The 25,057-nt window shown below is 71.8% G+C and carries 24 protein-coding genes and 2 tRNA genes; 18 read left to right on the top strand and 8 right to left on the bottom strand.

Going from position 1 to position 25,057, the window contains the following annotated elements; all coding sequences use genetic code 11:
• Positions 1-8: 8 nt before the first annotated feature.
• The 3 genes from leuD to ACGWYL_RS00415 are packed head-to-tail and all read left to right on the top strand — an operon-like array spanning position 9 to position 2,386.
• Entirely contained in the window at positions 9-608 is a 600-nt protein-coding gene (gene leuD / locus ACGWYL_RS00425; protein WP_179423865.1) for a 3-isopropylmalate dehydratase small subunit, read from the top strand.
• 42 nt (positions 609-650) lie between these two features.
• On the top strand, positions 651-1,385 hold the full coding sequence (locus tag ACGWYL_RS00420) for a lysophospholipid acyltransferase family protein (protein ID WP_395486128.1): 735 nt from the start codon (positions 651-653) through the stop codon (positions 1,383-1,385).
• On the top strand, positions 1,385-2,386 hold the full coding sequence (locus ACGWYL_RS00415) for an NAD(P)H-dependent glycerol-3-phosphate dehydrogenase (protein WP_179423869.1): 1,002 nt from the start codon (positions 1,385-1,387) through the stop codon (positions 2,384-2,386). The genes ACGWYL_RS00420 and ACGWYL_RS00415 overlap by 1 nt, the downstream gene beginning before the upstream one ends.
• A 6-nt stretch (positions 2,387-2,392) precedes the next feature.
• On the opposite strand, the gene ACGWYL_RS00410 is transcribed toward ACGWYL_RS00415, so the two are convergent.
• Positions 2,393-3,421, bottom strand: a complete 1,029-nt coding sequence (locus ACGWYL_RS00410; RefSeq protein WP_179423871.1) for a PLP-dependent aspartate aminotransferase family protein — start codon at positions 3,419-3,421, stop codon at positions 2,393-2,395.
• Positions 3,422-3,455: 34 nt separating this feature from the next.
• Here ACGWYL_RS00410 and ACGWYL_RS00405 point away from each other — a divergent pair, with 34 nt between their 5' ends.
• A complete protein-coding gene (locus ACGWYL_RS00405) occupies positions 3,456-4,508 on the top strand; it encodes a D-alanine--D-alanine ligase family protein (RefSeq protein ID WP_179423872.1) in 1,053 nt (350 codons plus the stop codon).
• Between the two features lie 52 nt (positions 4,509-4,560).
• Here the strand turns inward: ACGWYL_RS00405 and ACGWYL_RS00400 are convergent, their stop codons facing one another.
• Together ACGWYL_RS00400 and ACGWYL_RS00395 are read right to left on the bottom strand one after the other, a co-directional pair.
• Positions 4,561-5,442: a DUF559 domain-containing protein gene (locus tag ACGWYL_RS00400; RefSeq protein WP_395486127.1), complete on the bottom strand. Its 882-nt coding sequence runs from the start codon at positions 5,440-5,442 to the stop codon at positions 4,561-4,563.
• A 140-nt stretch (positions 5,443-5,582) separates the two neighbouring features.
• A complete protein-coding gene (locus ACGWYL_RS00395) occupies positions 5,583-5,819 on the bottom strand; it encodes an Lrp/AsnC ligand binding domain-containing protein (RefSeq protein ID WP_179423876.1) in 237 nt (78 codons plus the stop codon).
• An 80-nt stretch (positions 5,820-5,899) separates the two neighbouring features.
• Here ACGWYL_RS00395 and ACGWYL_RS00390 point away from each other — a divergent pair, with 80 nt between their 5' ends.
• Positions 5,900-6,844, top strand: coding sequence for a thiamine-phosphate kinase (locus ACGWYL_RS00390; RefSeq protein WP_179423877.1), 945 nt, complete (start codon positions 5,900-5,902; stop codon positions 6,842-6,844).
• 87 nt (positions 6,845-6,931) lie between these two features.
• Here the strand turns inward: ACGWYL_RS00390 and ACGWYL_RS00385 are convergent, their stop codons facing one another.
• On the bottom strand, positions 6,932-8,341 hold the full coding sequence (locus tag ACGWYL_RS00385) for an amidase (RefSeq protein WP_395486126.1): 1,410 nt from the start codon (positions 8,339-8,341) through the stop codon (positions 6,932-6,934).
• A 61-nt stretch (positions 8,342-8,402) separates the two neighbouring features.
• The gene (gene rpmB, locus ACGWYL_RS00380) at positions 8,403-8,588 is read right to left on the bottom strand and encodes a 50S ribosomal protein L28 (RefSeq protein WP_078701430.1); all 186 of its coding nucleotides are present in this window, start codon (positions 8,586-8,588) and stop codon (positions 8,403-8,405) included.
• A 109-nt stretch (positions 8,589-8,697) separates the two neighbouring features.
• Between rpmB and ACGWYL_RS00375 the strand changes: the two genes are divergently transcribed.
• The 4 genes from ACGWYL_RS00375 to coaD are packed head-to-tail and all read left to right on the top strand — an operon-like array spanning position 8,698 to position 13,561.
• Positions 8,698-10,293, top strand: a complete 1,596-nt coding sequence (locus ACGWYL_RS00375; RefSeq protein ID WP_395486125.1) for a DAK2 domain-containing protein — start codon at positions 8,698-8,700, stop codon at positions 10,291-10,293.
• Positions 10,290-12,467 carry an ATP-dependent DNA helicase RecG gene (locus ACGWYL_RS00370; protein WP_395486124.1) on the top strand — a complete coding sequence of 726 codons (2,178 nt, stop codon included), beginning with the start codon at positions 10,290-10,292 and terminating at the stop codon, positions 12,465-12,467. The genes ACGWYL_RS00375 and ACGWYL_RS00370 overlap by 4 nt, the downstream gene beginning before the upstream one ends.
• Positions 12,388-13,083 carry a 16S rRNA (guanine(966)-N(2))-methyltransferase RsmD gene (gene rsmD, locus ACGWYL_RS00365; protein WP_317628208.1) on the top strand — a complete coding sequence of 232 codons (696 nt, stop codon included), beginning with the start codon at positions 12,388-12,390 and terminating at the stop codon, positions 13,081-13,083. Before ACGWYL_RS00370 ends, rsmD begins: the two co-directional genes overlap by 80 nt.
• A gap of 1 nt (position 13,084) precedes the next feature.
• Entirely contained in the window at positions 13,085-13,561 is a 477-nt protein-coding gene (coaD, locus tag ACGWYL_RS00360; RefSeq protein ID WP_179423886.1) for a pantetheine-phosphate adenylyltransferase, read from the top strand.
• Positions 13,562-13,565: 4 nt separating this feature from the next.
• Here coaD and dinB read toward each other — a convergent pair whose 3' ends face one another.
• Positions 13,566-14,747, bottom strand: a complete 1,182-nt coding sequence (gene dinB, locus ACGWYL_RS00355; RefSeq protein ID WP_395486123.1) for a DNA polymerase IV — start codon at positions 14,745-14,747, stop codon at positions 13,566-13,568.
• A 315-nt stretch (positions 14,748-15,062) separates the two neighbouring features.
• On the opposite strand from dinB, the gene ACGWYL_RS00350 reads away from it, so the two are divergent.
• From ACGWYL_RS00350 to ACGWYL_RS00330, 5 genes are read left to right on the top strand one after another with little or no spacing between them, the layout of a single operon-like run.
• Positions 15,063-15,416, top strand: a complete 354-nt coding sequence (locus tag ACGWYL_RS00350; protein ID WP_395486122.1) for a YceD family protein — start codon at positions 15,063-15,065, stop codon at positions 15,414-15,416.
• A gap of 2 nt (positions 15,417-15,418) precedes the next feature.
• Positions 15,419-15,604 (top strand): 50S ribosomal protein L32, encoded by a 186-nt coding sequence (rpmF, locus tag ACGWYL_RS00345; RefSeq protein WP_179423890.1) that lies wholly within the window; start codon positions 15,419-15,421, stop codon positions 15,602-15,604.
• Between the two features lie 10 nt (positions 15,605-15,614).
• Entirely contained in the window at positions 15,615-16,343 is a 729-nt protein-coding gene (rnc, locus tag ACGWYL_RS00340; protein ID WP_269302871.1) for a ribonuclease III, read from the top strand.
• Positions 16,327-17,172 (top strand): bifunctional DNA-formamidopyrimidine glycosylase/DNA-(apurinic or apyrimidinic site) lyase, encoded by an 846-nt coding sequence (mutM, locus tag ACGWYL_RS00335; RefSeq protein WP_395486121.1) that lies wholly within the window; start codon positions 16,327-16,329, stop codon positions 17,170-17,172. Before rnc ends, mutM begins: the two co-directional genes overlap by 17 nt.
• A 35-nt stretch (positions 17,173-17,207) precedes the next feature.
• Positions 17,208-18,416 (top strand): deoxyguanosinetriphosphate triphosphohydrolase, encoded by a 1,209-nt coding sequence (locus tag ACGWYL_RS00330; protein WP_395486120.1) that lies wholly within the window; start codon positions 17,208-17,210, stop codon positions 18,414-18,416.
• On the opposite strand, the gene ACGWYL_RS00325 is transcribed toward ACGWYL_RS00330, so the two are convergent.
• The gene (locus ACGWYL_RS00325) at positions 18,413-19,411 is read right to left on the bottom strand and encodes an IS481 family transposase (protein WP_395486119.1); all 999 of its coding nucleotides are present in this window, start codon (positions 19,409-19,411) and stop codon (positions 18,413-18,415) included. The genes ACGWYL_RS00330 and ACGWYL_RS00325 overlap by 4 nt on opposite strands.
• Before the next feature lie 147 nt (positions 19,412-19,558).
• On the opposite strand from ACGWYL_RS00325, the gene dnaG reads away from it, so the two are divergent.
• The 4 genes from dnaG to ACGWYL_RS00305 all read left to right on the top strand — a co-directional run bounded on the left by dnaG (position 19,559) and on the right by ACGWYL_RS00305 (position 22,337).
• Positions 19,559-21,436, top strand: a complete 1,878-nt coding sequence (gene dnaG, locus ACGWYL_RS00320; RefSeq protein ID WP_179423896.1) for a DNA primase — start codon at positions 19,559-19,561, stop codon at positions 21,434-21,436.
• A gap of 96 nt (positions 21,437-21,532) precedes the next feature.
• The gene (locus tag ACGWYL_RS00315) at positions 21,533-22,135 is read left to right on the top strand and encodes a sigma factor-like helix-turn-helix DNA-binding protein (RefSeq protein ID WP_395487227.1); all 603 of its coding nucleotides are present in this window, start codon (positions 21,533-21,535) and stop codon (positions 22,133-22,135) included.
• Positions 22,098-22,170, top strand: a tRNA-Asn gene (locus ACGWYL_RS00310). The genes ACGWYL_RS00315 and ACGWYL_RS00310 overlap by 38 nt, the downstream gene beginning before the upstream one ends.
• 90 nt (positions 22,171-22,260) lie before the next feature.
• Positions 22,261-22,337, top strand: a tRNA-Met gene (locus ACGWYL_RS00305).
• Between the two features lie 20 nt (positions 22,338-22,357).
• Here ACGWYL_RS00305 and ACGWYL_RS00300 read toward each other — a convergent pair.
• Positions 22,358-24,766 carry a LuxR C-terminal-related transcriptional regulator gene (locus ACGWYL_RS00300; protein WP_395486118.1) on the bottom strand — a complete coding sequence of 803 codons (2,409 nt, stop codon included), beginning with the start codon at positions 24,764-24,766 and terminating at the stop codon, positions 22,358-22,360.
• Positions 24,767-25,057: the final 291 nt, after the last annotated feature.

Below are 25,057 nucleotides of genomic sequence, written 5' to 3'. Positions count from 1 at the left end.
CGATCACCATGGACAAGTTCATCTCCCACACCGGCGTCGGCGCCCCGCTGCGCCGCAGCAACGTCGACACCGACCAGATCATCCCGGCGGTCTACCTCAAGCGCGTCACCCGCACGGGCTTCGAGGACGGCCTCTTCGCCGCCTGGCGCAACGACCCGGAGTTCGTCCTGAACCAGCCGGCGTACACGAACGCCACGGTGCTCGTGGCGGGCCCCGACTTCGGCACCGGCTCGTCGCGCGAGCACGCCGTCTGGGCGCTGCAGAACTACGGCTTCAAGGTCATCATCAGCCCCCGCTTCGGCGACATCTTCCGCGGCAACTCCGGCAAGGCCGGCCTCCTCGCGGCGCAGGTCGACGACAAGGTCGTCACGGCGCTGTGGGAGTACCTCGAGGCCAACCCGGGCGCGCAGATCAGCGTCGACCTCGAGTCGCGCACGGTCTCGGCCGGCGAGGGCGTCGACCGCATCGAGGACTCGTTCACGATCGACGACTACACCCGCTGGCGCCTGCTGGAGGGCCTCGACGACATCGGCATCACGCTCGGCCACGCCGACGACATCGCCGCGTACGAGTCCCGTCGTCCGAGCTTCAAGCCCGCGACGCTCTGACGGTTCACTGGCACGGCCTCCGGGTCGTACTAGGGTCATCCCATGTCCCGCACCCGTCCGCTGCCCACCGTGCTGCGGATCGTGGTCGTGGTGCTGCGGCCGATCTTCATGGCGGTCACCAAGCGTGACTGGAAGGGTGCGGAGCACCTGCCGCGCTCCGGCGGTTTCGTCGTCGCCGTGAACCATCTGTCGTACACCGATCCGTTCCTGTTCGGGCACTGGCTCGTCGACCACGACATCCCGCCGCGGTTCCTCGTGAAGGACCCGCTGTTCGCGGTGCCGGTGATCGGGTGGCTGCTGCGGAAGGCGGGGCAGATCCCGGTCTACCGCGGCACGGGCGCGGCCGCGGAGTCGCTGCGCGCGGCCATCCAGACGGTCGAGTCCGGATCCGTCGTGGCGATCTACCCCGAGGGCACGATGACCCGCGACCCCGGCGGCTGGCCGATGTCCGGCCGCGACGGCGCCGTCCGCACGGCGCACGCGGGCGGCGTCCCGCTCGTCCCGGTGGCCCAGTGGGGACCGCAGGAGATCATGTGGCCCTACCGCCGCGAGCTCCGCCTCTTCCCGCGCAAGACCGTCCACGTGCGGGTCGGCGCGCCGATCGACCTCTCGGGGCTCGGCGAGCACCCCACGCAGGAGCAGATCCACGCCGCCACCGAGCGGCTCATGGACGAGATCACCGCGCTGCAGGCGCAGATCAGGGGCGAGTCGCCCACGTCCCCGCGGATCGACGTCCGCTCGCTGAAGAAGCCCAAGACCCGATACGAGGAGAGCTGATGGTCACTGCAGCAGTCATGGGAGCCGGGTCCTGGGGCACCGCCTTCTCGATCGTGCTCGCCGACGCGGGCCACGACGTCCACCTGTGGGGGCGGCGCGAGGAGACGTGCGAGAACATCAACGAGCGGCACGAGAACACCGAGTACCTGCCGGGCCAGGAGCTGCCGGGCACGATCCGCGCCACCACCGACCCCGCCGAGGCGCTCGCCGACGCCGCGATCGTCGTGCTGGCCGTGCCGTCCCAGACGCTGCGCCCCAACCTCGAGTCGTGGGGACACCTCATCGAGCCGTCCGCCGTGATGGTGAGCCTCATGAAGGGCGTCGAGCTCGGCTCCCACATGCGCATGAGCGAGGTCATCGCCGAGGTCACGGGCGCCGGTCCCGAGCGGATCGCCGTCATCACGGGACCCAACCTCGCGAAGGAGATCGCCCGGCGCGAGCCCGCCGCCGCGGTGGTGGCGTGCGCCGACGAGTCGGTGGCCCTCCAGCTGCAGAAGTACCTGCACACCACGGCCTTCCGGCCCTACACGAACACCGACGTCGTCGGCTGCGAGCTCGGCGGCACGGTGAAGAACATCATCGGCCTCGCCGTCGGCGTGTGCGACGGCCTCGGCTTCGGCGACAACACCAAGGCGTCGGTCATCACCCGCGGCCTGGCCGAGACGGCCCGCCTCGGCATGGCGATGGGCGCCGACCCGATGACGTTCATGGGCCTGGCCGGCCTCGGCGACCTCGTGGCCACGTGCTCCTCGCCGCTCTCGCGCAACCGCACGTTCGGCGAGAAGCTGGGCCGCGGCATGACGGTCGACGAGATCACCTCGCAGACCCGCCAGGTCGCCGAGGGCGTGAAGTCCTGCGTGTCCGTCGCCGAGCTGTCGGAGATGCACGGCGTCGAGATGCCGATCGTCGAGCACGTCCGCGCGCTCGTCGACGGTCACATGACGCCCACCGAGCTCGTCAACGCGCTGATCAGCCGCTCGGCCAAGCCCGAGACCCGCTGACGGGCGTCAGCCCAGGGCGGCCTCGATGTCGGCCCACAGGTCCTCGACGGCCTCGATGCCGACGCTGAGCCGGATCAGTCCCGCGGGGATCGTCTCGGGCTCGGCGGGGAAGCGGCGACGGCGCTCCCACGTCGACTCCACGCCGCCGAGGCTGGTCGCGTGCGTGATGACGCGGCTGGACTCCGTCGCCCGCTGCGCGTGGTCGGCGTCGTCGACGACGAAGCAGACCATCGAGCCGAACCCGGGGTAGCGGACCTCGGCCACGGCCGGGTGCGCCTTCAGCCGGTCCGCGAGCACGGCGGCGCTGGCCTCGGCGCGGTCGAGTCGCACGGCCAGCGTGCGCACGCCGCGCACGGCCAGGAAGCACTCGAGCGCGCCCGGGATCGCGCCGTGCAGCGACCGGTGGTCGTGAAGGCGCTCGTACAGCGTGTCGTCGCCGGTCGCAAGGACGCCGAGGACGAGGTCGCTGTGGCCGCCGAGCAGCTTCGAGGCGGAGTGGGTCACGATGTCGGCGCCGTAGGACAGTGGACGGTCGCGCAGCGGCGTGCGGAAGGTGTTGTCCACCGCGACGAGCGCGCCCGCCTCCTTCGCAGCCGCCACCAGGGCGGGCAGGTCGCCGACCTCCATCGCGGGATTGGTGGGCGACTCCAGCCAGACCAGGTCCGCTCCGGTGAACGCGTCGATGCTGCCGGCGGTGTCGGACGGGTCGATGAGGCGCACCTCGTACGGCCCGCTCTGCACGAGGCTCGTCGTGCCGTTGTAGCCGTGGCGGGGGAGCACCACGACCGCGCCGGGCTCCAGCAGGCCGAGCGTGGCCGCCGCGGTCGCGATGCCGGAGGCGAAGGCCAGCGCGCGGCCACCCTCGAGCTCGCCGACGACGCTCTCGAACGACTCGTACGCCGGGTTGGCGTGCCGCCCGTACTCGAACGCGCCGCCCGCGTGGAACGAGCTCGCGAGGGTGATGGGGGCGTTGAGCGGCGCGCCGGGCTCGTGAGCCGGGCGACCTGCGATGACGGTCACGGTGTCGGGCTGCATGGTTCCAGTGTCACAGGCGGGTAGAGTCGAGCCGATGCGCACCACGATCGCCGTCGTCTTCGGAGGCCAGTCCAGTGAGCACGGCGTCTCGTGCCTGACCGCGCGCGAGGTCCTCGCCGTGATCGATCGCGACCGCTACGACGTCGTCCCCGTCGGCATCACGCCCGACGGCCGGTGGGTCGAGGAGACCGCCGTGTGGGACGACCTCGAGCCCGGGGCGCTGCCGTCGGTCCGCGACGGTTTCCCGCCGTTCTCGTGGGACCGCATCCGCGACCTCGACGTCGTCTTCCCGCTGCTCCACGGCCCGTGGGGCGAGGACGGCACGGTCCAGGGCCTGTTCGAGCTCGCCGGCGTCCGCTACGTCGGCGCGGGCGTGCTGGCCAGCTCGGTCGGCATGGACAAGCCGTTCACCAAGACCGTCTTCTCGGCCGCCGGACTGCCGCAGCTGCCCTACGTGACGATCCAGCCGTGGGAGTGGGACGCCAAGCGCGACCGCGCCGAGGCGCGCATCCACGCGCTCGGGCTGCCGGTCTTCGTCAAGCCCGCGCGCGCCGGCTCCAGCTCGGGCGTCACGCCCGTCCACGACTGGGACCAGCTCGAGGACGCCGTGCTCACCGCGCGGAAGTTCGACCCCAAGGTCATCGTCGAGTCCGCCGCGCACGGCAAGCGCGAGGTCGAGTGCGCGGTCATCCAGGACGAGCGCGGCATGCCGATCGCCAGCGAGGTCGGCGAGATCGTCGTGGCCGAGGACACCGACCACGAGTACTACGACTTCGAGGCCAAGTACCTCGACGGCACGAGCACCAACGTGGTGCCGGCCGACCTGTCCGAGACGATGCGCCAGCGCATCCGCGAGTACGCCCTCCAGGCGTTCGACGCGATCGGCTGCGAAGGCCTCGCCCGCGTGGACTTCTTCCTCACCGACAGCGTCGGCGGGGGACTCGTCATCAACGAGATCAACACGATGCCGGGGTTCACCCCGTTCTCGATGTTCCCCAAGCTCTGGGCCGCCTCCGGCGTGGACTACCCCGAGCTGGTCGAGCGCCTCATCCAGCTGGCGCTCCAGCGCCCCACCGGCCTCCGTTGATCCCGAGATCCGCTCCATTTTCCACTTCTGAACCCGGCTGAGACGTAGAAGATCAAGCACATCTCGCCCGTTGGAGGGCGTCGACGACTCGACGGAAGACCATCGTCGGGTTCGCGAGGTCGGCGACGGTGACCACGACGACCCGCCAGCCCTCGGCTTCCAGCAGCTCACGCCGACGCAGGTCGTGCTGACGCTGCCGCGCGTCGCGCTCGTGCTGCCAGCCGTCGTACCCGACGACGACCCGCTCCCGGCGGTAGACGAGATCGCCATAGGCGAGGAATCCGCCGTGGGCGTCGGCGATGAGGCCGTTGAGCTCCGGCTCCGGGAGACCTCCGAGGACCAGGAGGAGCCTCACGCGCGTCTCCTGTGGTGAGGCCGAACCTTCGCGGACCCACTCCATCGCCCGTCGCGCCCGCTGCACGCCGTCGAAGTGCACGGCATGGACGAAGCCGAGGAGGTCGAGGCGCTCGACGATCCCCTTCGCGATCATCCAGTCGCCGACGACGACCAGCTCCTGCCAGGACAGCACCGTCCCACAGTCGACGGAGGTGCGAGCAGCGCCGACCAGGCGGAGTCCGTCGACCTCCTCGAGGAACAGCGAGCCCTGGAAGCGGTGGACACGGTAGCCGTCGGCGGTCCGATCGATCCGGCGCCGGGTGGCCAGGTGCACGGGGGAGGCGGACCGTAGGTCGAGGCCGCCCCACGCGAGGTTGCTCGTGTGACTCAGACCCGCACCGTCACCGAGCCAGGCCAAGCCCGCCCGCGCCTCCAGCTCGAAGGAGGACTCCGTGGTGGCGTAGCGGTACCAGCCGGGGGCAACGCTGACGCAGCGTGGGCCGGCGAGGACGCGGTCGGTCAGTCCGGCAGCGAGCGCCTCGCGTCGACTGAAGACGGTCTGGTGGAACTGCTCGGGAAGAGGGGAGAGCCGTGGCATGCCCGACAGGCTGCCGGGAGCGGCGGGCCTCGGCGCAGCTCATCCACAGCACCCCGCACGCGCACAAGATTTGCTCCTTTTTCGACGTTTCAGACCCTCTGAAACGTCGAAAAAGGAGCAAATCTCGGGAGGGGCGGAGGTCAGATCCGGACGACGGGGCAGGTCAGCGTGCGGGTGATGCCGGGGACGCGCTGGATCTGCGAGACGACGAGGGATCCGAGCTCGTCGACCGAGGGACCCTCGGCGCGGACGATGACGTCGTAGGGACCCGTGACGTCCTCGGACAGCTCGACCCCCTGGATCTGGGCGATCGCGGCGGCGACGTCGGCAGCCTTGCCGACCTCGGTCTGGACGAGGATGTAGGCGTGAACGGCCATCGGGGACGTCCTTTCTTCCGGGCCATGACACGCTACCGCAGTCCCCGGGGTCGGGCGCATGCGGCTGAGACAATGACGTCGTGAGCGAGCAGACGATTGCGGAACTGGGCGAGTTCGCCCTGATCGACCTCGTCCGGGGCCGCCTGGGCACGAGCGACTACGTGCTGGTCGGGCCAGGCGACGACGCGGCCCACATCGCCACCGCCGACGGCACCTACGTGACCGCGACCGACATCCTCGTCGAGGGACGTCACTTCCGACGCGACTGGTCCACCGCGGCCGACATCGGTCGCAAGGCGGTCGCCGCGAACCTCTCCGACATCAACGCCATGGGCGGGGTGGCCACGGCGCTCGTCGTCGCGTTCGCCGCGCCTGGCGACACCCCGGTCAAGTGGGTCGCCGACCTCATCGGCGGCATGGTCGAGGAGTGCGACAAGGTCGGCGCCAAGATCGTCGGCGGCGACATGTCCGCGGCCGACCAGATCGTCATCTCGATCACCGCGCTGGGCGACGCCGAGCGTCCGGTCACCCGCTCGGGCGCGCAGGTGGGCGACCAGGTCGCGTACGCGGGCACCCTGGGCCTCGCGTCGGCGGGCTACGGCGCCCTGAGCCGCGGGTTCCGCTCGCCCAAGGCCGCCGTCGACGAGCACCGTGCCCCGCACCCGCCGTACGCCGCCGGACCGGCCGCCGCGGCGGGTGGAGCCACGTCGATGATCGACATCAGCGACGGCCTGCTGGCCGACCTCGGCCACGTCGCCCGCGCGAGCAAGGTCGCCATCGATCTCGACCCCGCGTCGTTCCCCATCCTCGACGCCGTGCAGACGGTCGCCGGCGCGCTCGGCGGCGTCGACCCGCTGCGGTTCGTGCTGGCCGGCGGCGACGACTACGCGCTGGCCGCCACGTTCCCCACGAGCGCGAGCCTGCCCGAGGGCTGGACCCGCATCGGCGTCGTCAAGGCGGGGGAGGGCGTCACCGTGGCCGGCGCGCCCTACGAGGGCGGCACCGGCCACAAGCACTGGAACTGACGGCTTCGCCGTCGGGGCACTGGAACTGACGGCCTCGCCGTCGGGGCACTGGAACTGACGGCGTCGCCGTCGGGGCCCTGGAGCCGATCAGTCCTGGATCCGCGCGAAGGGCGCGGCGGCCTCGAGCTCGAAGGCCAGCTCCAGCAGCGTGCGCTCGTCGCCGTGGTCGGCCGAGAAGTGCAGGCCGAGCGGCAGGTCGGTCGAGGTGCGTCCCAGCGGCAGGCTGATCGCCGGACCGCCCGAGGCGTTGTTGAGCGGCGTGTAGGCCACGTACGTGCGCAGCCGCTCGAACGCCACGTCGAACTCGACCCCCGGATCCAGCCAGCCCAGCTCGGGCGTCGTGTGCCCCAGGACGGGACTCAGCACGACATCCCGGTCGGCGAAGATCTCCCCGTACGTGCGCGCGGACCGCTTGAGGGCGACGATCGCGCCGGGAGTGCGCCAGAAGGTGCGCAGGAACGCCCGGGCCAGGCCGTGGGTGAACGGGTCGACCCGGCTGCGGTCGAAGTCGCGGGACAGGACGAAGCGGCCGGCGTAGTCGAGCGAGAACGCCAGGGTGCGCCAGTACTGCACGAAGTGGCGCTCGAACGCGGCGTCGACCGGGATCGGCATCTCGACGACCTCGTGGCCCAGTGACGCGACGAGGTCGGCCACGCGCCGCAGCTCCCGCAGGCTGTCCGCGTCCAGCGGCGCCCCGCCGAGCGTCTCGGTGACGAGCCCGACGCGAAGGCGGCGCGCCGCGGGTCCCTCCACGAGACCCACCTTGGGCAGCCGGGGGACCGGGCGGTGGCGCTCGGCGGCGGCGAGGAACACGGCGGTGTCGCGCACGCTGCGGGTCAGCACGCCGTTGGCGACGATGTCGAGCGGCGCGTCGGCCATCTCCTTGGCCGGGGCGAGCCGGTGGCGCGTGGTCTTCAGTCCGACCAGGCCGCAGGCCGCCGCGGGAATCCGGATCGAGCCGCCTCCGTCGTTGCCGTGCGCGATCGGCACGACGCCGGCGGCGACCAGCGCGGCCGAGCCGCCCGAGGAGGCCCCGGAGGAGTAGGCGGGGTTCCACGGGTTGCGCGTGGGCTCGCGGTCGACGAACTCCGTGGAGGCGGTGAGGCCGAAGGCCGGCAGGGTGGTCGCCCCGAGGACGTTGACGCCGGTGGAGAGGAACTGCTCGGTGAAGGGCTCGTGCCGCTCGGCGGGCTCGGGCGGGACGGCCGCGGAGCCCTGCTGCGTGGGCAGGCCCTTGACGTCGGTGTTGTTCTTGATCAGCGAGGGGACGCCGGCGAACGGCGCGCCGTCCGGCGAGGTCTCTTCGGCGCGGACGATCGCACGGGCCCGGTCGTCGTGGCTGATCCCCTGGAGCGTCGGGTTGACGCGGTCGAGGCGAGCCAGGGCGGCCTCGAGCACCTCGGAGCGGCTGGCCTCCCCGGAGGCGATCAGCGCGGCGACGCCCACCGCGTCGTGATCGGCCAGGACGTCATCGGTGAAGGCGTGGATGCGGGTCACCCCGCGAGAATAGACAACGGCGGCCCGAGGGCCGCCGTTGTCTATGAAAGATCTGAACGTCTCAGCGCGAGACCTTGCCGGCCTTCAGGCAACCGGTGCAGACGTTGAGCCGCTTCGGGGTGCCCTCGACGACGGCGCGGACGCGCTGGATGTTCGGATCGAAACGACGCTTGGTGCGTCGGTGCGAGTGGGACACGTTGTGGCCGAAGCCCGGTCCCTTGCCGCACACATCGCAGACGGCTGCCACGGCGACCACTCCTGAACTCGTTCGGGGGAAAAATACAACCTCTCGAGCATACCTGACGCGACACGGCCAGCGCGAATCGAGTCCGACCACGGCCCGATAGTCTCGACCCATGGCCCTGCGGATCAGCACCGAGCGCTTCGACGCGTGGGCCCGTCTGTGCACCCGGCTGCTGGCGGAGTCGCGCGACGAGATCGACGCGCTGAACGTCTTCCCGGTGCCCGACAGCGACACCGGCACGAACGCCTACTTCACCTTCGTGGCGGGCGTCGAGGCGATCGACGCGCTCCCGGCCGACACCTCGCCCCTCGACCTCATGCGCACGTTCGCCGAGGGCCTGCTGATGGGCGCCCGGGGCAACTGCGGCACGATCCTGGCCGAGCTCGTGCGCGGCTCGCTGCGCGTCCTGCGAGGCTGCGTCGACGGGCTCAGCGCCGACGACGTCGCCGGAGCGCTGGAGGCCGCGTCCGCCGCCGCCTACGCCGCCGTCGGCCGGCCGCAGGAAGGCACGATCCTCACCGTCGCGGCTGCCGCGGCGAGGGCCGCCCGCGAGGCCGCCACCGACGACGACGACCCGAAGCGCGTCTTCGACGTGGCGTCCGGCGCCGCCCGCGAGGCGCTCGCGCTGACGCCCACGCAGTTCGAGCGGCTGGCGCGGGCCGGGGTGGTCGACGCCGGCGGCCGCGCGCTCGTGGTCGTCCTCGACTCCGTCGCCTTCGCGCTCACCGGCCGCACGCCCACCCCGCGACCCGCCACCGTGCCCGTCCCGATCGTCGAGCCCGGCGCCGACCTGGGGGAGGACGGTCCGTCGTACGAGGTCATGTACCTGCTGCGCACCGCCGACGACCGCATCCCCGAGCTGCGCACCGCGCTCGAGCCGCTGGGCGACTCGCTCGTCGTCGTGGGCGGCGAGGGGCTGTGGAACGTGCACGTCCACGTCGACGACGTCGGCGCGGCGATCGAGGCCGGCATCGCGGCCGGGTCCCCGTTCCGGATCTCGGTCACGCACTTCGCCGAGCAGATCGCGCGTCCGGCCCGGCCCGCCGGCGGCCGCCTCATCCTCAGCGCCGTCACGGGTCCCGGCCTCGCCGAGCTCACCCACCGCGCGGGCGGCACGGCGCTGCACTTCGCGCCCGACCGGTCGCTCACGGTGGCCGAGGTCGCCGCCGCGATCGACGGCAGCGGCGCCGACGAGGTAATCCTGCTGCCCAACCGCGCCGGCCACATCGCGATGTTCGAGGCCGCCGCCGCGAAGGCCCGCGACGCCGGTGCCCGCGTGGCGGTGCTGCCCACCACGGTGCAGGTCCAGGCCCTCACCGCGCTCGCGGTGCACGACCCCGGACGGCCGTTCGACGTCGTGGTCGTCGCGATGTCCAACGCGGCAGGCGCCACGCGGCACGGCGCGGTCACGATCGCGGCCGAGGACGGTATCACGATGGCCGGGCCCTGCAGCGCCGGCGACGTGCTCGGCGTCGTGAACGGCGACTTCGCGATCGTCGGCTCCTCGCAGGTCGACGTCGCCTTCGACGTGCTCCAGCGGCTCGACCTCGCCACCGCGGAGATGGTCACGCTCGTCACGGGCCGCGACTGCGACGCCGCCACGAGCGAGAAGATCGCGGCGCGCGTGCAGCAGGAGGCGCCGCACGTCGACGTCGAGACGATCGAGGGCGACCAGGACACCTACCCGCTCTTCCTGGCGGTGGAATGACCGCGATCGACTTCGACACCCGCCTGTCCAAGGTCGTGGGGGACTCGGCCAAGAAGCTCGAGAAGGCGTTCGGGCACCGCACCGTCGGCGACCTGCTGCGGCACTTCCCGCGCCGCTACATCGACCTCGAGCACCCCGACTCGTTCGAGGACCTCGAGGAGGGCCACGTCGTGGCGTTCGTCGCCACGGTCCTCGACGTCAAGAAGCTCCCCTTCCGCAACAACCCGCGCAAGTTCCGCGTGGTCGTGACGCTGTCGGACGGTCGCGCCACGATGGAGGCCGTCTTCTTCAACCAGTACGCCGTCTCCAAGACGCCCGTCGGCAGCCAGCAGCTGCTGTCGGGCGAGGTCTCGGTCTACCAGGGGCGCCTCCAGCTGGCCTCGCCCCACATGCGCGAGCTGCCCGAGGGCAAGACGCTCGCCGACCTCGGTCGTGGCGGCGGTGCGATGCCGATCTATCCGGCGGGCGGGGGCCTCACCACGTGGGACGTCGAGCGCGCCGTCACGGTGGCGCTCGACGTCGTCGACGTGTTCCCCGAGCCCATCCCGGCCGCGGTCCGGTCCGAGCGCGGCCTGCTCGACGCGCCCACGGCCTACGAGTACATCCACCGTCCGCGGAAGCGCTCGGACTGGGTGTTCGCCCAGACCCGGCTGCGCTTCGAGGAGGCGTTCGAGGTGCAGGCGGTCTTCGCCAGGCGCCGCTCCGACTCCGCGCAGCGGCGCTCGCTCGCGCGGCCGGGGCGCGGCGACGGCATTCGCGTGGCGTTCGAGCAGCGGCTCCCGTTCCAGCTCACCGCGGGTCAGGCGCAGGTGGCCGCCGAGATCGACCAGGACCTCGCCGCCACCCATCCCATGCACCGGCTGCTGCAGGGCGAGGTCGGCTCGGGCAAGACCATCGTCGCGCTGCTGGCGATGCTGCAGGTCGTCGACTCCGGCGGCCAGGCGGCACTGTTGGCACCCACTGAGGTGCTCGCGACCCAGCACCACCGCAGCATGGAGCGGATGCTCGGCGACCTGGCGAAGGGCGGGATGCTCGGCGGCGCCGACGAGGCCACCCGGATCCGGCTGCTCACCGGCTCGATGGGCGCGAAGGCCCGCCAGCAGGCGCTGCTCGACATCGTCTCGGGCGAGGCCGGCATCGTGGTCGGCACGCACGCGCTGCTGGAGCAGACCGTGCAGTTCGCCGACCTCGGCCTCGTCGTCATCGACGAGCAGCACCGGTTCGGCGTCGAGCAGCGGTCGGCCCTGTCCGACCGCGCGGCGGCCGCGGACGGCGTCAGCCCGCACGTGCTCGTCATGACCGCCACCCCGATCCCGCGCACCATCGCGATGACCGTCTTCGGCGACCTCGAGGTCTCCACGCTCCGCGAGCTGCCCGCCGGGCGCCAGCCCATCCAGTCCAACGTCGTGCCCGTCGCCGAGCAGCCGGGGTGGCTCGAGCGGGCGTGGCAGCGCGTGCACGAGGAGGTCGGGCGCGGCCGTCAGGCCTACGTGGTCGTCTCGCGCATCGGCGAGGCCACGGCCGACGACGACGTCGAGCCGCCGCCCGACGACGACGCCGAGGAGAAGCGCCCCACGGTCGGTCTCGTCGAGCTGGCCGAGGCGTTGGAGCAGGGGCCCCTGGCGGGCCTGCGGCTCGGGAGGCTCCACGGCCGCATGCCGCCCGACGAGAAGGACGCCGTGATGTCCGCCTTCGCGGCCGGCGACGTCGACGTGCTGGTCGCGACGACCGTGGTCGAGGTGGGCGTCGACGTCCCCAACGCCACGATGATGATCGTCATGGACGCCGACCGCTTCGGCGTCTCGCAGCTGCACCAGCTGCGCGGGCGCGTGGGCCGTGGGTCCGAGCCCGGCCTGTGCCTGCTCGTCACGGGGTCGCCGGCCGGCACGTCGGCCCGCGAGCGCCTCGCCGCCGTGGCCGCCAGCACCGACGGCTTCGAGCTGTCGCGACTCGACGTCGAGCTGCGCCGCGAGGGTGACGTCCTGGGCGCGCGCCAGTCGGGCGTCCGCTCCAGCCTCAAGCTGCTGTCGGTCGTGCGCGACGAGCAGATCATCGCCGACGCGCGCGACGCCGCCGTGGCCGCGCTGGACTCGGGTGACGTCCCGCCCGACCTCGAGGCGTCGATCCGCCGCCTCGAGGAGTCCGAGCGCGCTGAGTACCTGGAGCGTGCATGAGCGAGCGCCAGCGAGCGAGCATGCGGCTGTCGATGCCGTCGCCGTCGTACCGTGCGTCCTTCACGGCGGTGACGGCATGACGAGGATCATCGCCGGCCGCTGGGGCGGCAGGCGGCTGGCGACGCCGCCCGGCGACGGCACCCGTCCCACCTCCGACCGGGTGCGCGAGTCGATGTTCGCCTCGCTCAACTCGCTGCTCGGCGGCTTCGACGGGGTGCGGGTCCTCGACCTCTTCGCCGGCTCGGGCGCCCTGGGGCTCGAGGCCGTGTCGCGCGGCGCCCAGCACGCCGACCTCGTCGAGTCGAACGACCGCGCGGCCCGCACGATCCAGCGCAACGTCGCCGACCTGAAGGCGCCCGCCCGCGTGCACAAGGTCACCGCCCAGCGGTTCGTGGCCGCGCCGGGAGGTCCGTGGCACCTCGTGTTCCTCGATCCTCCCTACGCCGTCACGACCGACGAGGTGGCCTCGATCGTCGCCGCGCTGCGGCCGTCCCTGGCCGAGGACGCCGTCGTCGTGGTCGAGCGTTCCAGCCGCGATCCGTTCGCCTGGCCCGAGGGGTTCGACGCGCTGCGGGACAAGGCGTACGGCGAGACGCGGCTTTGGTACGGTCACTGACATGACGCGCGTGGTGTGCCCCGGTTCCTTCGATCCCGTCACGAACGGCCACCTCGACATCATCGAGCGCGCCTCGTTCCTGTTCGACGAGGTCGTCGTCGTGGTCCTGGTCAACGAGAGCAAGGCCGGGCTGTTCCCGATCGAGCGCCGCATCGAGCTGATCGCCGAGGCGACCGCCGAGATGGAGAACGTCACCCTCGACTCGTACGCGGGCCTGCTGGTCGACTACTGCGCCCAGAACGACGTCCAGGCGATCGTCAAGGGCCTGCGCGCGGTGTCGGACTTCGACTACGAGCTGCAGATGGCCCAGATGAACGGCAACCTCACGGGCATCGACACGGTCTTCATCCCCACGTCGCCCGACTACACGTTCATCGCCTCGAGCCTGGTCAAGGAGGTCGCGCGCCACGGCGGCGACGTCAACGGCCTCGTGCCCAAGCACGTGATGAACGCGCTCGACGAGGCCTTCGGTCACTGACCCGTCACTGCACGGGCGAGCGCGGCTCCCAGCGCCGTCCGAGGTGACTCCCGCGGCGGACCGCCTGGTTCCCGAAGCGCGCCGCGACCCGGTCGAGCGTCTGGTCGAGCGCCGGGTCGGCCTCGCCGTCGAGCGGCAGCACCAGCTGCGCGCCGTGGTCGTCGAGCCCCGACAGGGCGACGCCCACCAGCGTGATGCCGTCGCGGTCGATCTCGTCGCGGCGCGACGCGAGCAGGGCGCGGGCGACCTCGGAGATCACCGAGGTGCTCTCGGTGGGGCGGGGGAGCGTGCGCGAGGAGGTCGAGCGGCGGAAGTCGCCGAACCGCAGCCGCACCGTGACGGTCGCGGCCGTGCGCCCGGCCCGGCGCATCCGTCGGCCCACCTTGTCGCACAGCGCGAGCAGCGCGAGGTCGGCGGCCTCGAAGCGGGCCCGCCCCAGCGCGTGCTGCGCGCCGATGGACCGGCGCGACGGCGCGGACTCGACCTTGCGCGCGTCGCGACCGTGGGCGAGGGCGTGCAGGTGGTGGCCGGCCGCGCGCCCCACGATCGCCGAGAGCTCTGCGGGGGAGAGCCGCGCGACGTCGGCCACGGTGCGCAGGCGGGCGGCGCGCAGCTTCTCGGCCGTGACGTCGCCCACGCCCCACAGCCGCTCGACGGGCAGCGCGTGGAGGAACTGGAGCTCGCCGTCGAGGGGGACCACGAGCAGGCCGTCGGGCTTGGCGAGCGTGCTGGCGACCTTGGCGAGGTACGGCGTGCGGGCGAGGCCGACCGAGATCGGCAGGCCGGTCTCGGCCTGCACGCGGCGCCGCAGCTCGCGCGCGATCGGCAGGGCCGGACCGCGCAGGCGCCGCAGGCCCGACACGTCGAGGAACGCCTCGTCGATCGACAGCGCCCGGACCAGGGGAGTGGTGTCGCGGAAGATCTCGAAGACGGCCTTGCTGGCCGCGACGTAGGCCTCGAAGCGCGGCGGCACGACGATCGCGTCGGGGCACAGGCGCAGCGCCTGGCGCCCACCCATCGCGGTGCGGACGCCACGGGCGCGGGCCTCGTAGGAGCCCGACAGGACCACCCCGCCACCGACGATGACCGGCCGCCCCCGCAGCGCGGGGTCGTCGCGCTGCTCGACCGAGGCGTAGAACGCATCGAGGTCGGCGTGCAGGATGGACCCGAACGGGTCCGGTTCCACCGTCTCCACCCTCCGACCTTCGCACCGAGGGCTGACGGAAACCGACGCCCCCACCGACCGCGATTCGCGTCCGCGAGGCGCGGCGGGGTAGGATCGACGCTGGCCCGTTTGCGGGCCGTGATCTTCTGGTGCACTCGATGAGGGGCTGTTGTGACTTCGGGACCGTTCGTGTTCGACACCTTGGTGTTGGGACGTCGACCCGGGACCGAGAAGTCGTACGACCTCGTCCTCGATGCACCTGCTGATCTCGGCCTGGACGTCTTCGGTGTTCCTGAGGGATCGCCCATCGAGCTCGAGCTTCGGCTCGAGGCTGTGATGGACGGTGTCCTCGCCACCGGGACGGCCTCGGCCCATGCTGTCGGAGAGTGTGTGCGCTGCCTGATCGGCGTCGAGAGCGATCTCGAGGTCGACTTCCAGGAGCTCTACCTCTACGACGACGCGGGCGAGGACGAGCTGGAGCTCGAGGACGACCTGCTCGACCTCGAGCCCGTCCTGCGGGACGCGGTGGTGCTCGCACTGCCGCACAACCCGTTGTGTGATCCGGAGTGTCCGGGACTGTGCCCCGAGTGCGGGGTGCGACTCGCGGACGATCCCGATCACACACACGGTGAGGCGATCGACCCGAGATGGTCGGCGCTGACCCAACTGACCGAACGACCTGAGGAGTAACCGTGGCCGTCCCGAAGCGGAAGATGTCGCGCAGCAACACCCGGCACCGCCGTTCTGCCTGGAAGACGACGGCTGTCGCCACCGTCGACTGCGCCAACCCCGCCTGCAACGCGAAGGTGATGTCGCACCGCGCCTGCGCCGAGTGCGGCCAGTACGGCGCGCGCGGCGAGCGTCGTCAGGTCCTCTGACCTGCACGACGTGCCCGAGCTCGCGGCACTGAGTGAGACGCTCGGGGTCCCTGATCTGGACCCCGAGCTCCTCACGCATGCCCTGACGCACCGGTCGTTCTCCTACGAGAACGGCCAGATCCCGAACAACGAGCGCCTGGAGTTCCTGGGCGACTCGGTGCTCGGGCTCGTGGTCACCGAGACGCTGTTCCGGGGCCACCCCGACCTCCCCGAGGGTCAGCTGGCGAAGCTGCGTGCAGCGGTCGTCAGCGCCAAGGCGCTCGCGGAGGTCGCTCGCACGCTCGGACTCGGCGACCACCTCCGACTCGGGCGCGGCGAGGAGGCCTCCGGCGGTCGGAACAAGCCCTCGATCCTGTCCGATGCCATGGAGGCCGTGCTCGGCGCGATCTTCGTCGAGTTCGGCATCGAGCGCGCAGCCGACGTCATCCACTCGATCTTCGACCCGGTCATCGCCGACGCCGCCCAGATGGGCGCAGGCCTGGACTGGAAGACGTCGCTGCAGGAGATCTCCGCCCTGCACGGACTCGGCGTCCCCGTCTACGTCCTCGAGGGCACCGGCCCCGACCACGACAAGACCTTCACCGCCTCGGTCGTGCTGAACGACCAGCGCTTCGACGGCGGCACCGGCCGCTCCAAGAAGGATGCCGAGCAGATGGTCGCCGAGATCGCCTGGCGCTCCATCAGCGCACGCGCGGCGGCCGCCGACGGCGCGAACGCCCACGGTGCCCGAACTTCCTGAGGTCGAGGTCGTCCGGCTCGGCCTGGACGACCACGTCGTCGGTCGCACCCTCACCGCGGTGGAGGTGCTCGACGCCCGCTCCGTCCGCCGCCACGGCCCCGGACCCTCCGACTTCGTCGCCCGCCTGACCGGTCGCCACGTCACGGCCGCCCACCGCCGCGGCAAGTACCTCTGGATGTCGCTCGACGACGGCTCCAGCGTCCTAATCCATCTCGGCATGAGCGGCCAAGCCTTGATCTGCGACCCCGACGCCCCGCCACCGCGTCACCTGCGGATCACGTTCGACCTCGACGACAGCCGCCAGCTGCGGTTCGCCGACCAGCGGATCTTCGGCGGCATGGCGGTCAGCGAGACCGACCCGCCCACCGAGATCGCGCACATCGCGCTCGACCCGCTCGACCCCGACTTCGACGACGCCGCGTTCGTGGCGCGCCTGCGCCGCCGCCAGACCGGCGTCAAGCGCGCGCTCCTCGACCAGGGTCTCGTCTCGGGCGTGGGGAACATCTACGCCGACGAGGCGCTGTGGCGCAGCCGCCTGCACTACGCCCGCAACACGAAGGGCCTGCGCATCGCGGAGGTCACCGACCTGATCGGGCACGTCCGCGACGTCATGGCCGAGGCCCTCGAGCAGGGCGGCACCTCGTTCGACGCGCTCTACGTCAACGTCAACGGGCAGAGCGGCTACTTCGACCGGTCGCTGCACGCGTACGGGCAGGAAGGCCGCCCGTGCGACCGCTGTGGGTCGATCATCGTGCGCGAGCCGTTCATGAACCGGTCGTCCTACCGGTGCCCCACCTGTCAGCCTCGCCCGCGCAACGGTCGCTGGTGAGCGCGGCGGGCCGCTCGCCTCGCTAGGGTGACGGCGTGGACCGGTACGGGAGCGAGGCGCGCGAGCGCTACGTCGCCGAGCCGCCCAAGCGCTCGGGACGCACGTCCTTCGAGCGCGACCGTGCCCGGATCCTGCACTCGTCGGCGCTGCGCCGGCTGGCCGGCAAGACCCAGGTCATGGGCGCCGGCACCGACGACTTCGTCCGTAACCGGCTGACGCACTCGCTCGAGGTCGCCCAGGTCGCCCGCGAGCTCGGGAAGAGCCTGGGCTGCGACCCCGAGATCGTCGACTCCGCCGCCCTCTCGCACGACCTCGGTCACCCTCCGTTCGGCCACAACGGCGAGATGGCGCTGAACGAGGTCGCCGGGTCGATCGGCGGGTTCGAGGGCAACGCCCAGACGCTGCGGATCCTTTCGCGGCTCGAGGCCAAGACGGTCGACGCGCACGGCCGCAGCGTGGGCCTCAACCTGACGCGCGCGACCCTGGCCTCCTGCGTGAAGTACCCGTGGCGTCGCGGCGAGCGCGACACCCCCAAGTTCGGCGTCTACGAGGACGACCTGCCGGTGTTCGAGTGGCTCGACACGCAGGGCCGGCTCACGATCGAGGCGCAGGTCATGGACCTCTCCGACGACATCGCGTACAGCGTGCACGACGTCGAGGACGGCGTGTTCGGCGGCTGGTTCAGCCTCGTCGGCGACCTCGACACGCCGGGCTCGTGGCAGGTGGCGCGCGACTGGTACGACGCCTCGGCCACCGACGACCGCCTCGACGCGGCGCTCACGCGGCTGCAGGACCTGCCCGAGTGGCCCACCGCCCCGTTCGCCGCCGACCGTCCGGCCCGCGCCGTGCTCAAGAGCCTCACCAGCGCCCTCATCGGCCGGTTCGCGGGGGCGTCCTACGCGGCCACCGTGGAGCGCTGGGGGACCGACCCGCTCGTCCGCTACGGGGGCGACGTCGAGGTCCCGCGGGACACGCTCGACGAGATCAACGTGCTCAAGTCCCTCGCCGCCCACCACGTGATGCGCGCCGATCCGCGCGTCCGCGATCTCGCCCAGCAGCGCGACCTCCTCCACGGGATCGTGGCCCACCTGCGGCTGAAGGGCGAGGGCGAGCTGGAGCCCGAGTTCGCCGCCGACTTCCGCGCGGCGAGCGACGACGCGCAGCGGCTGCGCGTCATCGTCGACCAGGTCGCGAGCCTCACCGACGCCTCGGCGGTCGCGTGGGGCCGTCGCCTCCTCGGCTAGCTGTGATGTCCAGGCAGGTTGTTCTCGATCCTGCTGATGGGCGGTAGCGCTCCGAGTGCGGAGTGGGGCCTGTGGTGATTGTAGAAGTGCAGCCAGCCAGGTAGGGCGGCTCGGCGTTCTGCCTCTGATCTGTAGAACCGTGCGTAGGCCCAGCCATCGGCGAGGGTGCGGTGGAATCGTTCGATCTTCCCGTTGGTCTGCGGTCGGTAGGGGCGGCTGCGTTTGTGGGTGATCTCGAGGGCTTGGCAGGCGTCGCGCCAGGCGTGTGACCGGTAGCAGCTGCCGTTGTCGGACAGGACGCGTTCGACGGTGACGCCGCGGTCGGCGAACCATTTCACGGCTCGCTGCAGGACGCCGATGGCGCTGGCTGCGGTCTCATCGGGACAGAACTCGGCGTAGGCGACGCGGGAGTGATCATCGATCACCGTGTGCAGGAATGCCGTGCCGATGTTCGGGTGGCCCTTCGGTGTCCGGCCGGTCCGCAGCGCCGTTTGAGCCTTGTTGCGATAGCCGTGCTGCTTTCCGACGTAGCGCCAGCCGCCGCCGTCGGGGATGTTGCCGAACTTCGTGACGTCGACGTGGATCAACGAACCCGGCCGCGGATGCTCGTAACGCCTGATCGGCTCCCCGGTGACCCGATCGATGTGACCGAGCCGATTCAACCGGCAGCGCACCAGCACCGCGTGGACAGTCGATGGGGCGAGCCCAAGCCGCCCACCGATCTGCACCGGCCCCAACCGATGACGCCACCGCAGGGTCACGATCCGACGTGTCACGGCCGCTGACGTGCGGTGCGGACATGACCTCGGACGGCTCGACCGGTCGACCATCCCGGCCGGCCCCTCAGCACGGAGCCGGCCCGCCCATTTGCGGGCGGTCACGGTCGAGACCATGAACATCCTGGCCGCCTCCGACGGCTTCCAGCCGTCCTCGACGATCAGACGAGCCAGACGAAGACGTGCTCGTGGCGTGAGCGCAGCGTTAGCGTGGACCATGAAGGCCTCCTCGGTGCGAAACGGAACCTAGACAGCTCCACTCTCACCCGGAGGCCTTCACCTATCCAGAGAAACAACGTCCCTGGACATCACAGCTAGCCGCGACGACCCACCACGAGGGGTGGCGTCGCCGCGTAGGATCACGCCATGGCGCGGATCAAGGACGAGGACATCCAACTCGTCCGCGAGCGCATCCGGATCGACGAGGTCGTCGAGCAGTACGTCACCCTCAAGAACGCCGGCGGCGGCGCCCGCAAGGGACTGTGCCCGTTCCACGACGAGAAGTCGCCCTCCTTCAACGTGCGCCCCGCGCAGGGGTTCTACCACTGCTTCGGCTGCGGAGCGGGTGGCGACGCGATCAAGTTCCTCATGGAGATCGAGGGGCTCGCGTTCGCCGAGGCCGTCGAGCGGCTCGCCGACAAGTACGGCATCCAGCTGCGCTACGAGGAGACCGGCGCGCCCACGGGCCCGCGCCGCGACCCCGGCCAGCGCCAGCGTCTCCTGCTCGCCCACAAGGCCGCCGCCTCGTTCTACGCCGAGCAGCTGATGTCGTCGCCCGAGGCCGTGCCGGGCCGTCGCCTGGTCACCGACCGCGGCTTCGACCAGGCCGCGGCCGAGCTCTTCGGCATGGGGTGGGCGCCCAAGTCGGGCGAGGCCCTCGTGGCGCACCTGCGCGGTAAGGGCTTCACCGAGGAGGAGCTCATCGTCGGCGGCCTGGCCCGCCGGTCCGCACGCGGCCTGTTCGACGCGTTCCAGGGCCGCCTGCTGTGGCCGATCAAGGAGATCTCGGGCGAGGTCATCGGCTTCGGCGGGCGCCGGATGTTCGACGACGACTTCATGAAGGGCAAGTACGTCAACACGTCCGAGACGCCGATCTACAAGAAGGCCCAGGTCCTCTACGGCATCGACCTCGCGCGCGACCCGATCCGCAAGCAGAGCCAGGCGGTGGTCGTCGAGGGCTACACCGACGTCATGGCGTGCCACCAGGCCGGCGTGCTGACGGCGGTGGCCACGTGCGGCACCGCCTTCGGCGAGGGGCACGCGCGCGTCATGCGGCGCCTCATGCTCGACCACGACGCCTTCCGCGGCGAGGTCATCTTCACCTTCGACGGCGACGAGGCAGGCCAGAAGGCTGCGGTGAAGGCGTTCGAGGGCGATGACGAATTCAGTGGACAGACCTACGTCGCGGTCGAGAAGAGAGGCATGGACCCGTGCGACCTGCGCCTGAACGATGGCGACGAGGCCGTCCGCGAGCTGATTTCGTCCCGCGTCCCCCTCTATCGGTTCATCCTGGACAACACGCTTGAGAAGTATGACCTCGATCGCGCTGATCAGCGCATTGATGCCGTCCGTGAAGCTCTTGGTCTCACGGCCGCCGTTCGGGACGATTCGAAGGTGGCGTCGTTCCTGAGAGAGATCGCGGCTCGCGTCGGCATCGACCCGACCGTGGTGTACGCCGAGCGGAAGAAGCTGAGCCAGCAGCCGACGCCAGCCCGGCGGGTGTCCCGGCCGACTCAATCCGACCAGCAGCGCCCCGAGCCCACGGTGTTCGCCAGCTTCGGCGCGCCCCAGTTCGCCGACGAGCGCGAGGCCCTCAAGGCGCTCGCGCAGTACCCGCACGTGGCCCGGCCCGTCGCGGCCGACCTGACCGACGACGACTTCGTGCACCCCGTGGCGCGCGAGATCTGGCGGCACATGGTGGCGCGCGGCCTGCCTGAGCAGTCGGACGCGGGCTGGCTGCCCGCCGTCGCCGACTCGCTGCCCGGGGACGACCTGCGTCGCGTGCTCGGTGTCGCCGCGGTCGAGCCGCTGCACGCGTCCGAGCAGGGTGCCGTCGCGGTCGTGCCGGCCGTGCTCGTGCGGCTCCAGGAGCTGTCGCTGGCGCGTCAGATCACCGACGTGAAGTCGCGTCTGCAGCGCACGGAGCCCACGGCTCCGGAGTACCAGGAGGTCTTCGGTCGCCTCGTGGAGCTGGAGCAGCGTCGCCGCGGCCTGCGCGAGCGCGCGCTCGGCGCGGCTCTCTGAGTCCCGGGCCGGGGGAGTGCTGTGCACGACCGCTGGGTGCCGTCCACAGCCTGACGCGAGTCCCTGTCGCGGCCTCGGCCCGCACGCGAGGTTGGGGTGGTGTCGCCCTTCGTCATCCACGCCCTCGCCCAGGTCCCGATCCCCGCGGACGCCGAACGGATCCTCGCGCGCGCCGCGGTCGCCGGCGACCGTGAGGCACGCGAGGAGCTCATCTGCGCCGGACTGCGCAACGTCGCCCTGCACGCGCTGCGGCTCGGTCACCGCGGCGAGCGCCTCGACGAGGCCGTCGCGGCCGGGGCCGAGGGCCTGATCCTCGCCGTCGACCGGTTCGATCCCGAGCGGGGGACCCGCCTGTCGACGTTCGCCTGGCAGTGGATCGCCCGAGCGATGACCCCGCCCCGAGAGGCCCCCGTCGTCGAGCTCGCCGAGGCGCCCGTGTCCGGCGACGACCTCCTCGTCGGTCTGCCTGAGCACCTCGCCGCGGTGGTCGGACTGCGGTACGGCCTGCTGTGCGAGGACGGCGTCGGGATGACGATCGACGAGGTCGCCGAGCACCTCGGGCTCACCCGCTGGCAGGTGCGCGATCGGGAGGGGAGGGCCCTTTCGCATCTTCGGAGTCGACTTGCTAGAGTTGGTCGCCGTGCTCCTCTTGAGGAGCCGATCCCCCGTAGCTCAATTGGCAGAGCATTCGACTGTTAATCGAAGGGTTATTGGTTCGAGTCCAATCGGGGGAGCGGGACAGGCCCGGTTCTCACTGCGATCGCAGTGAGGACCGGGCCTTCTTCATGCTCCGACGAGCCGGACTTGTAGGGTCGTGCGCGACGGGGGAGGTAGCTCAGCCGGTCAGAGCAGAGGACTCATAATCCTTGGGTCGTGGGTTCGAGCCCCACCCTCCCCACCAGGTGGCGTCGCCGCTGCGGGTCAGTCGTCCTCGTCGGGCGGCAGCAGGCGCGCGAGGTCCTCGCGACTGCCCGCGCCGAGCTTGGCGCGAGCCTGTGCAAGGTGCGACTCCACGGTGCGCACACCGCACTCGAGCACCTCGGCGATGTCGCGGTTGCGCAGGCCGCGGGCGGCCAGCCGGGCGGCCTCGAGCTCGCGTGGGGTCAGCGTCTCCGGCAGGTCCGAGACGGCGGAGTCCGCCGAGAGCCACGGCGCGTTCCGGTGGATCTCGTCGCGGACGGACGCGAGCTCGGCGTCGCAGGCCTGCGCCTTGCCCACGGCGCGCCGACCCACGTAGATCCGACGAGCGTCGCCGAACGCGTAGGCGCTCGGAAGCCACATGTCGTACTCCCGGAAGATCCCCGCGATCCGCGTGAGCTGGGCGGGGTTGCGCTCGTGCGTGGCGTCGAGGTGGGCGCGCGCCAGGCGGATGAGCGGCAGTGCGCCGGCCTTCGGTTCCAGTCCCGTGCGCAGTGCCTGGAGGGGACCGTGCAGGCCGGCGAAGTACAGCAGGATCCGGTACGGGTACTCCGAGGACAGCCGCTCGAGGTCGTCGGGCTCGCGCGTGGGGTCCGACACCGCGTCCAGCGCCGCGCCGACCCGCTCGACGTAGTGACGCAGGCGCGCGGGGACGAGCCGCGGGACCGAGCCCGCGAACAGCTGCCACTCGCGCAGTCCCCGGCCCATCTCGCCGAACGTCGCGGCCGTGCTGGACGCGACGACGTGGCGCAGCCACCGCTCGTGGTGGTCTCGGTCGGGGAGCCGGGCGGCCAGCTCCAGGAGTGGCTCTCGGCGCGCCGAGGCCTCGCCGATCAGCAGCAGCACGAGTGCCTGGGCGACGAGGATCGTGCCCGTGACGTCGCTCAGGACCGGCGAGGTCGGCATCGTCGCCGCGGGCAGCGGATTCGGCGCGTGCAGCGTCGAGGTGTGAGGCGGCACGAGCCCCGCCCAGACGGCATCGAGGTCCACCAGGAGGGCGGCCAGCGCGGCGACACCCGGGTCGGGATGCTGGGCCGCGACGGCCCGCACGAGGGGCGTGGCGTCGCCCAGCGGCTCGGTCCGACTCCACCACTGCAGGACGAGCTCGGTCGCGGCATCCTGGTCGCGGACGTCGTCCGTGCCACCGGGCATCGGTGCCTCGGCGGTCTCGGCGAGCAGGACGCTGCGGGCGAAACGGGTGGCGAGACGGACGTCCGGGTCGTCGTCCGTGATGGCGTCGACCACACGGACGGCCTCGTTCGCGTTGCCGAGCGCGGCGAGGGCGCGCGCTCTCGCCAGCGGCGGCAGCTCGAGCCGGTGCGCCGCCAGCCTCAGCACGGCCGCGCGCACCTGGGCTGCCTCGCCGAAGGTGGTCAGCCGGGTGACGGCACGGACGACGAGTCGACGAAGAGCCTCGGAGAGGTCCGCGTCGAGTACCTCGTCCGGCGCAAGCGCGCGGACGCAGTAGAGGGTGTCGCGCTCGGACAGGGGGACGCCGACGAGCTCCTGCCCCAGCAGGCCCGTCGCGATCTCGCGCCGGCACCGCTCCACCTGGTCGAACGAGGACCGCTGGCGCAGTGCGATGGCGACGAAGGCGGGGACCTCCAGCTGCTGGGACCCTCCGGTCGGCACGAGGACCCCGGCGACGGTGAGGGTCTCGACGATCGCCGGGTCGACGAGCGCGCCGAGGCCGAGCTCGTCGAGCGGCTCGATGCCCGACAGCGCCACGGCGGCGGCGGCGCACTCGGGGGAGACCGTCGCGAGCGAGGCGCGCAGGCTCTGCAGGGCCGGGAGCGGGGCGTCACCGGGAGCGAGCAGCGGGTTGATGGAGGGAAAGGGGTCGGCCTGGATCTGCTCCGCCCGCGCGAGGCTCAGCAGGTCCATCGCCCAGGCCCGACGGCCGAGGGCGAGGGTGGTGATGGCGCGCAGCGTGTGCGAGTCGAGCGGCTCCTCGCCGGCGTGGGCGTGCAGGAAGCGCGCCATGGTCTCGTCGTCGAGGGGAGTCAGGTGCGTGCGGTGGACCGTGGTGGCGTCGTGACCCAGCGGGTGCGATCCGTACACGGTGCGCAGGGCGCGGGTGGAGTACGCGCGGGGATGCCGTCCGGTCTCGAACATCGCGACGACGCGGCCGCCGTGCTCGGTGTGGGCCGACAGTCGGCTCAGCAGGTCCTCCGGTGCGCTCTCGAGGTCGTCGACGAGCAGGACGGCCGTGGCGTCGTCCGCCTCGTCGTGGTCGGGCGCCCAGGCATCCGCCCGCAGCGCGTGGGCCGCGACGCCCGCGGCGTCGAGCCGGTCCTGCACGGTCCGCAGCAGGCTGGACTTGCCGGTGCCGCTGGGTCCCGTGACGAGGGCGCTGGAGCCTGCACGCACACCGTCGACGATCGAGAGAGCGAGGTCCCGCAGGTCCTCCACACCGTCCGTTTTCGCTGTCATCACGCCGTTTCCGCTGTCCCCGAGAGAGTCCGAGAGGCCTCGGACCCCGATGCCGAATCCTAGATTCGCGGCGCGGATCGCCCGTGCTACGGAGCTCGACCACGCCACGTCTCTGCGTACGTACCCATCAAACCTCAGTAGTAACGCACGTCACACCCGGTACTACGCAGCTGCGTGGCTCCCCACCGGAACTGGTCCTAACGTCCAAGAAATCGGGGGAGGTGGAAGGCGCCTCCACGCATCACCGGCCCGCACGGAGCCTCCGTGCGG

The organism is Aeromicrobium sp. JJY06, from assembly GCF_044069275.1.
GTDB lineage: Bacteria > Actinomycetota > Actinomycetes > Propionibacteriales > Nocardioidaceae > Aeromicrobium > Aeromicrobium tamlense.
This window is presented reverse-complemented; position numbering and strand designations above follow the sequence as displayed.